The sequence below is a fragment of the Rudaea sp. genome (assembly GCF_036560865.1).
GTDB lineage: Bacteria > Pseudomonadota > Gammaproteobacteria > Xanthomonadales > Rhodanobacteraceae > Rudaea.
Genome location: NZ_DATBQK010000133.1, coordinates 1 through 12,013 on the forward strand (window position 1 = coordinate 1; position 12,013 = coordinate 12,013).

Annotated in this window: 10 protein-coding genes and 1 other RNA gene; all 11 read left to right on the forward strand. The window is 65.2% G+C overall.

What is annotated here, in order from left to right; translation table 11 throughout:
- An RNA gene (rnpB, locus tag VIE67_RS13090) (RNase P RNA component class A) lies at positions 1-145 on the forward strand; the annotation flags it as partial.
- A gap of 485 nt (positions 146-630) precedes the next feature.
- Positions 631-1,077 carry a division/cell wall cluster transcriptional repressor MraZ gene (mraZ, locus tag VIE67_RS13095; protein WP_332026888.1) on the forward strand — a complete coding sequence of 149 codons (447 nt, stop codon included), beginning with the start codon at positions 631-633 and terminating at the stop codon, positions 1,075-1,077.
- Positions 1,078-1,103: 26 nt separating this feature from the next.
- Positions 1,104-2,075 carry a 16S rRNA (cytosine(1402)-N(4))-methyltransferase RsmH gene (rsmH, locus tag VIE67_RS13100; protein ID WP_332026889.1) on the forward strand — a complete coding sequence of 324 codons (972 nt, stop codon included), beginning with the start codon at positions 1,104-1,106 and terminating at the stop codon, positions 2,073-2,075.
- Positions 2,075-2,347: a cell division protein FtsL gene (gene ftsL, locus VIE67_RS13105; protein WP_332026895.1), complete on the forward strand. Its 273-nt coding sequence runs from the start codon at positions 2,075-2,077 to the stop codon at positions 2,345-2,347. The genes rsmH and ftsL overlap by 1 nt, the downstream gene beginning before the upstream one ends.
- Positions 2,344-4,269: a peptidoglycan D,D-transpeptidase FtsI family protein gene (locus VIE67_RS13110; protein ID WP_332026890.1), complete on the forward strand. Its 1,926-nt coding sequence runs from the start codon at positions 2,344-2,346 to the stop codon at positions 4,267-4,269. Before ftsL ends, VIE67_RS13110 begins: the two co-directional genes overlap by 4 nt.
- Positions 4,270-4,274: 5 nt before the next feature.
- Positions 4,275-5,789, forward strand: coding sequence for a UDP-N-acetylmuramoyl-L-alanyl-D-glutamate--2,6-diaminopimelate ligase (locus VIE67_RS13115; RefSeq protein WP_414707369.1), 1,515 nt, complete (start codon positions 4,275-4,277; stop codon positions 5,787-5,789).
- Positions 5,783-7,183, forward strand: a complete 1,401-nt coding sequence (locus VIE67_RS13120) for a UDP-N-acetylmuramoyl-tripeptide--D-alanyl-D-alanine ligase (protein ID WP_332026891.1) — start codon at positions 5,783-5,785, stop codon at positions 7,181-7,183. Before VIE67_RS13115 ends, VIE67_RS13120 begins: the two co-directional genes overlap by 7 nt.
- Complete coding sequence (gene mraY, locus VIE67_RS13125; protein WP_332026892.1) at positions 7,173-8,255, forward strand: phospho-N-acetylmuramoyl-pentapeptide-transferase; 1,083 nt, start codon at positions 7,173-7,175, stop codon at positions 8,253-8,255. The genes VIE67_RS13120 and mraY overlap by 11 nt, the downstream gene beginning before the upstream one ends.
- Positions 8,255-9,451: a putative lipid II flippase FtsW gene (ftsW, locus tag VIE67_RS13130; RefSeq protein ID WP_332026893.1), complete on the forward strand. Its 1,197-nt coding sequence runs from the start codon at positions 8,255-8,257 to the stop codon at positions 9,449-9,451. The genes mraY and ftsW overlap by 1 nt, the downstream gene beginning before the upstream one ends.
- On the forward strand, positions 9,448-10,536 hold the full coding sequence (murG, locus tag VIE67_RS13135; RefSeq protein ID WP_332026894.1) for an undecaprenyldiphospho-muramoylpentapeptide beta-N-acetylglucosaminyltransferase: 1,089 nt from the start codon (positions 9,448-9,450) through the stop codon (positions 10,534-10,536). The genes ftsW and murG overlap by 4 nt, the downstream gene beginning before the upstream one ends.
- Positions 10,533-12,013: UDP-N-acetylmuramate--L-alanine ligase (gene murC / locus VIE67_RS13140; protein WP_414707368.1), on the forward strand; the 1,481-nt coding region annotated here is incomplete at its 3' end. The genes murG and murC, both read left to right, overlap by 4 nt.

Sequence of the window (12,013 nt, forward strand, 5' to 3'; positions counted from 1 at the left end):
AAACCCCACTCGGAGCAAGACCAAATAGGGGAGCAATCACGCGGCCCGCGTGGCTCCCGGGTTGGATGCTTGAACGCCGCGGCGACGCGGCGTCTAGAGGAATGACTGTCCACGACAAAACCCGGCTTATCGGCCGACTCCTTTATTTTATTTGTGCGTTCGTCCGTGAACGCGAAGATCACAAAGCGGCCATCCTTGGCCGCACTTTTCACTAGGAGCAATGAAATAACGTTGTCGCGCGCAGCGCGACGATCACTCCCCCTCTCCCGCGTCAGCGGGGGAGGGTACGGGGTGGGGGCCAGCAGGACGCGCGTCGCGCCTGCCGTGCGTAACATCCAAGGGATTCAGGCTTTTGGCGAATGGCCTTGGGGTTGCCTCGACATTACCAAGTATACTTTTCCACCTGTATATTTTTGCGCATCTGCCGGGTGGATTTGCGGTGTGTCACCGGCAAGAAACTTACGTGAATTCAATCACCTTTCCGAGCTTCCTCAGAAAGCGCACGAATTAGTCACGATTCCACCCGCTTCTCCTTGATCTGCAAAGCAATTTTCCCTTGACAGCCCTGCATGCCGCGGATAAGGTGGGCGCTGGTGGGATTTTGTGGCTTTTCGTGGGAATTAGGGCGCGATGTTTCAGGGCGAAACCGCAATCACGTTGGACGACAAGGGTCGATTGGCGCTGCCTACCGCCTATCGCGAATTGATCGCGTCCGCCTGTGCGAACCGCTTGGTGTTCACCTACAACCCGTTCGAGCACGGCTGCCTGTGGCTGTTTCCGCAGAGCGAGTGGGAAAAAGTGCGCGATCAGGTCAATGCGCTGTCGAGCGTCAAGCGTGTGCATCGCGATCTGCAATTGAAACTGGTCGGTGCGGCCGCTGCGGTCGAGCCCGATGGCAGCGCGCGCGTGCTGGTGCCGGCCAGCCAGCGCAACGCGGCGGGCATCGAGAAGCGCGCGGTCCTGCTCGGCATGAACGCGAAATTCGAATTGTGGAGCGAGCAGGCGCATCTGGACAAGATTCGTCAAACCATCGACGAGGCCGATCTCAGCGGTGAGATGCTGGGCTTGAAGTTGTGAGTGGAGCGATTGCGTGCGCCCGAACGATGACTAGCGAAGATGCTGGAACGGGACCGGGCGCCAAGGCGGAACGCGAACATGTGCCGGTGATGCTGGACGAGGCGGTGCAGGGACTGCAGGTGCGCGAGGACGGAGTTTATCTGGATGGAACCTTCGGTCGTGGCGGGCATGCGCGCGCGTTGCTGGCGCAGCTCGGTGCGGCGGGGAAGTTGCTGTTGATGGATCGCGACGCGAGTGCGGTTGCGGCGGCGCGGCGTGAGTTCGCTGCGGACGCGCGCGTGTCGATCCGCCACGGCAATTTCGCCGACTTGCGCGAGTGGGAGGCGACCGCGGCGGGGCTCGACGGCGTGCTGCTCGATCTGGGCGTGTCGTCGCCGCAGCTGGACGACGCGGCGCGCGGTTTCAGCTTTCGCGCCGACGCGCCACTCGACATGCGCATGGACACGAGTTCGGGAATCAGCGCGGCCGAGTTTCTCGCACGCGCCGACGAGAGGGAGATTGCGGACGTGTTGTGGCAGTTCGGCGAAGAACGCAGAGCCAGACGCATCGCGCATGCGATCGTCGAACAGCGCGGCGTGCAGCCGCTGACGCGCACGCTCGAACTCGCCGAACTGATCGAACGCAACATCGGCCGGCGCGCCGATACTCATAAAGGCGGGGGCAAGCATCCGGCAACGCGCAGCTTCCAGGCCCTGCGCATTCATGTGAACGGCGAGCTCGATGCGCTCGAGCGCGGCCTGCATGCCGCAGTGGATTGCCTGCGTGCCGGCGGACGTCTCGCCGTGATCAGCTTCCATTCGCTCGAAGACCGCATCGTGAAGAATTTCCTGCGCGATGAATCGCGCGCGGCGCCGGTGCGTCACGGCCTGCCGCCGCCGCCGTCGAGCAGGCTGCGTCTGCGCACGGTCGGCGCGGCGCAATTTCCTTCCGCACAGGAAGTCGAAACCAATCCACGCGCGCGCAGCGCGGTGCTGCGCATCGCGGAGCGCCTGGCGTGATGCGCACGCTCGGTGTCTGCATCATCTTCGTACTGCTCGCCGGCGTGATCGCGGGCGCGCTCGGCGTGGTCTACACGCGCCAGGAAAGCCGGCGTCTGTTCGTCGAGTACACCGAATTGACCAAGGAACGCGACCACCTGAATTTCGAATTCGGCCGTCTAGAACTCGAGCGTGCGACCAAGGCGGAAATCAACAGCATCGAAAAAGCCGCGCGCGGCGATCTGGGCATGATTTCCCCGAGCCCGGCGAACACGGTGGTGATCAAGCGATGACCCGGCGCGAGATTCTGCAGCTTGAGCTGCCCGCGTTGCGTGCGCAACGCGACGGCGGCGCAGCGTACGAGGCGGTGCGCGGCGGACGCGGCTGGTTCGGTTTGCGCGCGGACCGGCCGCGGGTGACGCCGCGCCAGTATCCGATCAATCTCAAGGCGCGCCTGTATGTCGTGCTGATGATCCTCGCGCTCGCCTGCACTGCGCTGATCGTGCGCGCGGTCGATCTGCAATGGGTGCGCAAGGATTTTTACCAGGATCAGGGCGACCAGCGTTACCTGCGTGAGATTCCGGTTGAGGTTTCGCGCGGCACCATTTTCGATCGCAACGGCGAGCCGCTGGCGGTGTCGACCCCGGTGGAATCGATCTGGGCCGATCCGGGCACTCTGCTCGATCACACCGACCGGATTCCCGAGCTGGCGCACGCGCTCGGCATCGATGCGGCGGTCCTGACCGACAAGCTCAATCAGAAAGCCGACAAGCAGTTCGTCTATCTCACGCGCCATCTGAATCCGGACGCGGCGGCGGCGATCATCAAGCTTGGCATTCCCGGCGTCTCCAGCCAGCGTGAGTTCCGCCGCTACTACCCGAGCGGCGAAGTGACCGCGCATATTCTCGGCAAGACGAACATCGACGATCACGGCCTCGAAGGCCTGGAACTGGCATTCGACGATTATCTGTCGGGCAAACCCGGCAGCAAGCGCATCATCCGCGACCTGCACGGGCACGCGGTCGAGGACGTCGACGTCGAACTCGCCGTGGCGCCGACGCCGGGCCACGACCTGACCTTGTCGATCGACCAGCGCATCCAGTATCTGGCCTATCGCGAGCTGATGAAGGCGATCAAGGAGCATCACGCCAGCACCGGTTCAATCGTCGTGCTCGATGTAACCAACGGCGAGATCCTGGCGATGGTCAACCAGCCGTCGTTCAATCCGAATTCGCAGAACAGCAATATTCCGCCGAGCGAGCTGCTGAGCCATATGCGCAACCGCGCGGCAACCGACGTGGTCGAGCCCGGCTCGACGATGAAGGCGATGACGATTTCCGCCGCGCTCGAAAGCGGCAAGTGGCGACCCGATTCCAAGGTCGATACGTCACCCGGTACCTGGAAACACTTCGACCACGTCATACACGACCACCGCAACCTCGGTATTCTGACGGTCACCGGCGTGATCACGCATTCCTCGAATGTCGGTGCCGCCAAGATCGCGGCGACGCTGCCGCGCGATCAGATGTGGGACATGTTCCACCGCTACGGTTTCGGCGAACCCACCGGTTCGGGCTTCACCGGCGAATCGCCGGGCAGCTTGCCGATCGCCAAACGCTGGGGCCCGGTTGAGCAGGACACGATCGCTTACGGCTACGGCTTGAGCGTCACCCCGCTGCAACTGGCGCGCGCGTATGCCGCGATCGCGGACGGCGGCGTACTGCACACGCCGACCTTCGTCAAAGGCGGCGGCGATGAAGGCAAGCGCATCGTCGATGCGAAGATTGCGGCGCAGGTCAAGGCGATGCTGGAAACCGTGATTTCACCCGAGAGCACGGCGCCGGCCGCAGCAGTACCGAACTATCTCGCCGCCGGCAAAACCGGCACCTCGCATATCGCCTCGCATGGCGGCTACAGCAATTTCTACAACTCGGTCTTCGTCGGTTTCGTGCCGGCTACAGATCCGCGTCTCGTCGCCGCGATTGTGATTTCGGGCGCGACCGGCACCGATATCGTTCAATACATGGGTGGCACCGTCGCGGCCCCCGCGTTCAGCAAGGTCATGCAAGGCGCGCTGCGCCTGCTCGATATCCCGCCCGACAACGTCAAGAACTGGTATGCCGGCGGCCCGGGGCCGAACCCCTTGGTCGAGCCGCGCGACATGCCGCAGCCTGACCCACCGCCGCCGGGTGAAGCGGAAGAGGTTGGGCCTTGAGCACAGTGCCGCAAAAGCTCGGTGACCTGCTCACGGGTATTACCGGCGACGGCATTTCGCCCGCCGCGCGCGACATAGTCGTGCACGGCCTCGCGCTCGACTCGCGCCGCGTGCGTGCGGGCGATGCATTCTTCGCGCTCAAGGGAACGACCGCGCACGGGATTACGTTTGCCCCGTCGGCGATGGCGCACGGCGCTTCAGTGGTGTTGGGGGAAGCGCCGGCGCCCGCCGCTTATTCGGCGGGGCTCGGGGCTCGGGACTCGGGGCTCGGCAATACAACTGCGCCGATCGTCTGGATCGACAACCTGCACGAACAGGTCGGCGAAATCGCGGCGCGGTTTTTCGGGCGCCCGTCCAGCGCACTGCACGTAATCGGCGTGACCGGGACCAACGGCAAAACCTCGATCGTGCAGTTGCTCGCTTCGGCGCTGCAGGGTCTGGGTTCGCGCGCGGCAACGATCGGCACGCTCGGTGCGGGCCTTGTTGGCGCGCTGCGCGAGGGCGAGCGCACCACGCCCGATGCGCTCAGTGTGCAGGCGTTACTCGCCGAATTCCGCGATGCCGGCGCCAGCCATGTCGCGATGGAAGTGTCCTCGCACGCGCTCGAACAGGGGCGCGTCAATGCGGTCGCGTTCGAGGTCGCCGCATTCACCAATCTCAGTCGCGATCATCTGGACTATCACGGCACCATGGAGGCGTACGCCGCCGCCAAGGCGAAGCTGTTTGACTGGCCGGGCTTGCGCACGGCGGTGATCAATATCGACGACGCGTTTGGTCGCAAGCTCGCCGACTCATTGCCCGCAGGCGTGACCGGCTTGCGCTATGGCATCGACAATGCGGCGGCCGATATCGTCGCGCGCGAGGTGCGCAGCGATGGCGATGGGTTGCATTTCGCCCTGCGCACGCCTTGGGGCGAAGGCGAAGTCGCAACCTCGTTGCTTGGCCGCTTCAATGTCGCCAACCTGCTCGCCGTGGCCGGCTGCCTGGGTGCACTCGGGTTTACTTTTATACAAATCCACAATGCGCTCACGCAGGCGCAGCCGGTGATCGGGCGCATGAACCGGCTCGGCGGTGGCGCAGCACCGCTGATCGTCGTCGATTACGCGCACACGCCCGATGCGCTCGAGCAGGCGCTGACCAGCCTGCGCGCGCATTGCGCGGGCCAATTGATCTGCGTATTCGGCTGCGGCGGCGAGCGCGATCAGGGCAAGCGCCCGCAGATGGCGGCGATTGCCGAACGCCTCGCCGATCGTGTGATCGTCACCGACGACAATCCGCGCGGTGAAGATGGCGACACGATCGTCGCGCAGATCGTCGCCGGTTTCGCGCGGCCACAGGCTGTGCTCGTGCAGCGCGACCGCGCACGGGCCATCGCCGAGGCCTTGCGCGATGCGCGGCCTGGCGATGTGGTGCTAATCGCTGGCAAGGGTCACGAGCCGTATCAGGAAATCGCCGGCGTCAAGCATGCCTTCGACGATATCGATGTGGCACGGCGCGCGCTCAAGGCACGTGCATGCTGAACCTGACCCTCGGCGAAATCGCGTTGTGGACCAAAGGCAGCGTGCATGGCGACACGCAGCTTTCGATCCGTGGCGTGGCCACCGACACGCGCGAGCCGATGCCGGGCGCGCTGTTCGTCGCGCTCAAGGGCGACAACTTCGATGCGCACGATTTTCTCGGCGCCGCCAAACAGGCGGGCGCGGCGGCGGCACTCGTCGCGCGGCCGATTTCCACTGCCACTGATTTGCCGCAGGTGATCGTGCACGACACCCTGCTCGCGCTCGGCGATCTTGCCAGCGCGGTGCGCGCGCAACGCTCGGCACGCGTCGTCGGCATCACCGGTTCGAATGGCAAGACCACGGTGAAGACGCTGCTCGCGTCGATTCTGGCGCTGCACGGCAAGACGCATGTGAACGCGGGCAATTTCAACAACGAAATCGGCCTGCCGCTGTCGCTGCTCGCGTTGCCGGAGGACGCCGCGTATGCGGTGCTCGAAATGGGCGCGGGCAAGCCCGGCGATATCGCCTATCTCGCCGCCATCGCGCGGCCCGAAATCGGCCTCGTCAACAACATCGCGCCGGCGCATCTTGAGCGCATGGGCTCGATCGAAGGCGTTGCCGAAACCAAGGGCGCGCTGTACGCGGCGCTGCCCGCACACGGCGTCGCGATCGTCAACGCGGACGATGCCTTTGCGACATTGTTTGCCAACACTGCCGGTGCGCGGCGCGTCATCCGCTTCGGCATCGATCAACCGGCCGACGTGCGCGCGCAGATTCGCGAGCTTGGAACCCAATCGCAGTTCCAGCTGCAGCTGCCCGGCGCAAGTATCGAGATCGCGCTACCGCTGAGCGGCCGCCACAATGTGCTCAATGCGCTCGCTGCGGCTGCGGTCGCCTATGCGCTCGACGTGCCGATGGCGACGATCAAGCAGGGTCTGCAAGCCGCGCCAACGGTGAAAGGGCGCATGGTGCGCCATGCGATGGCCGGTGGCTGGAACCTGATCGACGATAGCTACAACGCCAATCCCGGTTCAGCCGCAGCGGCGATTGCGACGCTGGCGCAGGAACCTGGTGCCGCGTGGCTCGTGCTCGGCGATATGCGCGAACTCGGCGCGCAGGCGCTGCAGCTGCATGCGCAGATCGGCGAACTTGCCAAACGCAGTGGCGTCGCGCGTCTGTTCGCGGTCGGTGAACTGTCGCGCGCGAGCGTCGATGCATTCGGCAGCGGCGCGCAGCATTTTGCCGACCAAGGCGCGCTAATCGCGGTACTCGCGCGCGAAGTCCATGCGGGCGTCAACGTGTTGGTAAAAGGCTCGCGCGGCTCGGCGATGGAGCGCATCGTGCGCAGCTTGCTCGATGCGGCAAATGGCACGGACGCGAACGGCAATGGCGGAGGTGAACGTCATGCTGCTTGAGCTCGCCGCGATGTTGCAGGGGAAAATCAGTGCCCTGCATCTGTTCCAGTACCTGACCTTCCGCGCGATCATGGCGACGCTGACCGCGCTTGCGTTCTCCTTGCTGGCAGGCCCGGCGGTGATTCGCAAACTCACCGCGGTCAAGGCCGGTCAGGTCGTGCGCAGCGACGGTCCGCAGTCGCATCTGACCAAGGCCGGCACGCCGACGATGGGCGGCGCACTGATCCTGCTCGCGGTGGCGATCGCGACGCTGTTATGGATGGATCTGAACAGCCGTTACACGTGGATCGTGCTCGGTGTGACGCTCGCGTTCGGCGCGATCGGTTTGTACGACGACTACAAGAAGATCGTGCTCAAGAACAGCCGCGGACTGCCCGCGCGCTGGAAGTATTTCTGGCAATCGGTATTCGCCCTGCTGGTCGCACTCGCCTTGTATACAACGGCGCACAGCGTTGCGGAAACCGCGCTGTACGTGCCGCTGTTCAAGCAGGTCGCGATCCCGCTCGGCATCGCCTTCGTTCCGCTCGCCTATTTCATGATCACCGGTTTCTCCAACGCGGTGAATCTGACCGACGGTCTGGATGGTCTGGCGATCATGCCGAGCGTGCTCGTGGCTACCGCACTCGGCGCATTCGCCTATCTGGCCGGCAACAAGGTGTTTTCCGAATATCTCGGCATCCCGTCGATTCCGGGTGCGGGCGAGTTGGCGATTTTCTGCGGCGCGCTCGCCGGCGCCGGGCTTGGCTTCCTCTGGTTCAACGCGTATCCGGCGCAGGTGTTCATGGGCGACGTTGGCGCGCTGGCGATCGGCGCCGCGCTCGGCACGCTGGCGGTGATCGTGCGCCAGGAAATCGCGCTGCTGGTGATGGGCGGCATCTTCGTCATGGAAACCGCCTCGGTGATGCTGCAGGTCGCGAGCTTCAAGCTCACCGGCAAGCGCATCTTCCGCATGGCGCCGATCCACCACCATTTCGAGCTCAAGGGCTGGCCGGAGTCGCGCGTCATCGTCCGCTTCTGGATCATTTCCGTGGTGCTCGTGTTGATCGGTCTGGCGACCCTGAAGGTGCGCTGATGCTCGGACTCTCGACCCAGGCCAAGCGCATCGACGAGACCGACGGCAGCTTCGACCTGCCGATCATGATCGCCGCTGCGGCGCTGGCGAGTTTCGGCGTGATCATGGTCGCATCGAGTTCGATCGCGATCGCCGACGGCGCGCATCTGGGGCCGTTCTACTACGTCATCCGCCATCTGGTCTTTCTCGCACTCGGCATCGCGCTCGGCACGATCGTCGCGCGCACCGAGCTGGTCTGGTTCGAGCGCAACGCGTTTCCATTGTTGCTGCTGGCGGTGTTCCTGCTGCTGCTCGTGTTCGTGCCGGGCCTGGGCCAGCGCATCAACGGCGCGCGACGCTGGATCCGCCTCGGCTTCGCCGGTTTTCAGTCGGTTGAAGCGGTCAAGCTGATGTTCATCGTTTATCTCGCCAGTTACCTCGTGCGCCATCGCGAGACGGTGCAGTCGAAACTGTTCGGCGTGGTCAAGCCGATCGGCGTCGCCGGTGTGTTGATCGGGCTGCTGCTGGCGCAGCCGGACTTCGGCAGTTCCGCGCTGATCATCGCGGTCACCGTGGGCATGATCTGGCTCGGCGGCGCGCGCATGCGCAACCTGTTTTACCTGGCGATTCCGGTGATGCCGGCGATCGCCTGGGCGGCGATGACCTCGGATTATCGCGTCAAGCGCCTGACCTCGTTCCTGAATCCCTGGGAACATCCGTTCGACGACGGCTTCCAGCTCACCCAGGCGCTGATCGCGATCGGTCGCGGCGAATGGTTCGGCGTCGGCCTCGGCGGTTCGGTGCAGAAACTCTTTTATCTGCCCGAGGCGAATACCGATTTCATTCTCGCCGTGATCGGCGAGGAATTCGGTTTTATCGGCATCGTGCTGGTGCTCGCCTTGTTCGCCCTGCTGGTCGGACGCGCGCTGACGCTTGGCATGCGCGCGGTCGAACGCGGCCAGCGCTTTGCCGGCTACTGCGCGTTCGGTATCGGTTTGTGCATCGGCCTGCAGGCACTGGTTTCGGTCGGCGTGAACATGGGTGTGTTGCCGACCAAGGGGCTGACCCTGCCGCTGATTTCGTCGGGTGGATCCAGCGTGATGATGACCTGCGTCATGCTCGGCTTTCTGCTGCGCGTCAGCTACGAAGTCAGTCGCGCCGACGCCGCAGGCATGCGCCACGCCGACTACGCGGGCCTTGCCGGGGTGCGCACATGAGTACGCGCATGCCGCTGCAGCAGCCGGTATTGATCATGGCTGGCGGCACCGGTGGGCATATTTTCCCGGGCATTGCAGTGGCGGACGAACTGCGCCGGCGCGGCGTGCCGGTCGTGTGGCTCGGCTCGCGCGGGCGCCTGGAAGGCGAGTTGGTGCCGAAAGCTGGCATCGCGCTGGAGATGCTGGAAATCGAAGGTGTGCGTGGCAAGGGCTGGCTGAAGCTGCTGCGCATGCCGTTGGATGTCGTGCGCGCCGTGTATGCGGCGTGGCGGGTGCTCGCACGGCTCGCGCCGCGCAGCGCGCTGTCGATGGGCGGCTATGCGGCGGGACCCGGTGGCGTCGCGGCATGGCTGCGCGGTGTGCCGCTATTGGTGCACGAGCAGAACAGCATCCCCGGCGTGACCAATCGCATCTTGTCCATTTTTGCCAAAAAGCGGCTTTGTGGATTTTCCAATGCGCTCAAGCGCGGCGAATGGGTCGGCAACCCGGTGCGCGGCGAAATCGTTGCACTGGCCCCGCCCGCACAGCGCTTCGCCGCACGCGGCGCCGTGCCGGTGCGGCTGCTGGTGCTCGGCGGCAGCCAGGGCGCACAGGCATTGAACGCGCGGGTTCCGCAAGCGCTCGCGCTGTTGCCGTCAGCGCAGCGCCCCGAAGTGCGCCATCAATGCGGCGCCAGCTTCGCCGAGGCGGCGCGCGCGGCGTACGCCACGTCTGCGGTCGCGGCCAGCGTGGAGCCTTTCATCGACGACATGGCCGCTGCCTATGCCTGGGCCGATCTCGTGCTGTGTCGCGCAGGTGCGCTGACTTTGGCGGAACTCGCAGCGGCAGGCGCCGGCGCGCTGCTGGTGCCGTTCCCTTACGCGGTCGACGATCACCAGACGCACAATGCACAGGCTGCGGTCGCTGCCGGCGCTGCAGCGCTGCTGCCCGAAGCGCAGGCCAGTGCCGAGCGGCTCGCTGCGTCGCTTGGCGAACTGCTCGGCGACCGTGCATGCCTGCTGCGCATGGCGCAGGCCGCGCGCGCGCTGGCCAAGCCCGATGCGGTCGCGCGCATCGCCGACGCGTGCATCGAGGTGGCCGCGTGACGCCACAACGCCCAGCCGCGCACGCGCGCATCATGCTGGCCGATCCGGTGAAGAATTTCCGGCGCGTGCATTTCGTCGGTATTGGCGGCGCCGGCATGAGCGGCATCGCCGAAGTGATGCACAACCTCGGCTACGAGGTCTCCGGCTCGGACAAGAATGCGTCGGCGATCACGCGCCACCTCGCCAGCCTCGGTATAAAAATCCACAAAAAGCATACGGCGCAGAATGTCGCGCGCGGGAGTGTCGCCAAGATCGACGCGCTGGTCGTGTCGAGCGCGATCGGCAAGGACAATCCCGAACTCGTCGCCGCACGCGAATGCCGCGTGCCGGTGGTGCCACGCGCGGAGATGCTCGGCGAACTGATGCGCTTCCGCCGCGGCATCGCGGTCGCCGGCACTCACGGCAAGACCACGACGACGAGTCTGGTCGCCAGCGTACTCGCCGAGGGTGGTCTCGATCCGACCTTCGTGATCGGCGGTCAGTTGCTCGCCGCAGGCGCGCACGCGCGCCTGGGCACCGGCGATTACCTGGTTGCCGAGGCGGACGAGTCGGATGGCTCGTTCCTCATGCTCAACGCAGTGATTGCGATCGTCACCAACATCGACGCCGATCATCTGGAAAATTACGGCGGCGACTTCGCCCAGGTAAAAAAGGCCTTCGCCGATTTTCTGCATCGGCTGCCGTTCTACGGCCTCGCCGTGCTGTGCATTGACGATGCCGAAGTCGCCGAGCTGGCGCGCACGACCGTGCGCCGCACGATCACTTACGGCACGCACAAAAAAGCCGATGTGCGCGCCAGCGATATCGTGCAGGACGGCCAGCGCATGGGCTTCGCCCTGCATCTGCCCGGGCACAGGAAGGCGCTGCCGATCACCTTGAATCTGCCGGGTGCGCACAACGTGAAGAATGCGCTCGCGGCCGCGGCGGTCGGCTGGCGGCTCGGTGTCGAAGGCGCGGCCATCGCGCGCGCGCTGGAAAAATTCCAGGGTGTCGGGCGGCGCTTCCAGATCCGCGGCGAGATTGCGCTCGGCACTGCCAAACAAGGGCGGGGCAGTGTGCTGCTGGTCGACGACTATGGCCACCATCCGCGAGAACTCGCCGCCGTATTTGCGGCTGCGCGTGGCGGCTGGCCGCAGCGGCGTCTGGTCGTCGCGTTCCAGCCGCATCGCTACACGCGCACGCGCGACCTGCTCGACGATTTCGTCAACGTGCTGGTCGAAGCCGATGTGCTGGTGCTGACCGAGGTCTATCCCGCCGGCGAAGCGCCGATCGCGAATGCGGACGGGCGTGCGCTGGCGCGCGCGGTGCGCGCACGCGGCAAGATCGACCCGGTGCTGATCGAGCATCCGCGCCAGCTGAAAAGCGTGCTGCCGCCGCTGCTGCGCGACGGCGATCTGCTGCTGGTGATGGGCGCGGGGAATATCGGCGTCGCGGCGAACGAACTGGCCGCGGCGGGCAGGTTGAAAATTGGAAAATC

Bases quoted from the DNA above. Each gene is read 5' to 3' on its own strand.
- mraZ (WP_332026888.1), top strand. From the start codon at position 631: ATGTTTCAGGGCGAAACCGCAATCACGTTGGACGACAAGGGTCGATTG.
- rsmH (WP_332026889.1), top strand. From the start codon at position 1,104: ATGACTAGCGAAGATGCTGGAACGGGACCGGGCGCCAAGGCGGAACGC.
- ftsL (WP_332026895.1), top strand. From the start codon at position 2,075: ATGCGCACGCTCGGTGTCTGCATCATCTTCGTACTGCTCGCCGGCGTG.
- VIE67_RS13110 (WP_332026890.1), top strand. From the start codon at position 2,344: ATGACCCGGCGCGAGATTCTGCAGCTTGAGCTGCCCGCGTTGCGTGCG.
- VIE67_RS13120 (WP_332026891.1), top strand. From the start codon at position 5,783: ATGCTGAACCTGACCCTCGGCGAAATCGCGTTGTGGACCAAAGGCAGC.
- mraY (WP_332026892.1), top strand. From the start codon at position 7,173: ATGCTGCTTGAGCTCGCCGCGATGTTGCAGGGGAAAATCAGTGCCCTG.
- ftsW (WP_332026893.1), top strand. From the start codon at position 8,255: ATGCTCGGACTCTCGACCCAGGCCAAGCGCATCGACGAGACCGACGGC.
- murG (WP_332026894.1), top strand. From the start codon at position 9,448: ATGAGTACGCGCATGCCGCTGCAGCAGCCGGTATTGATCATGGCTGGC.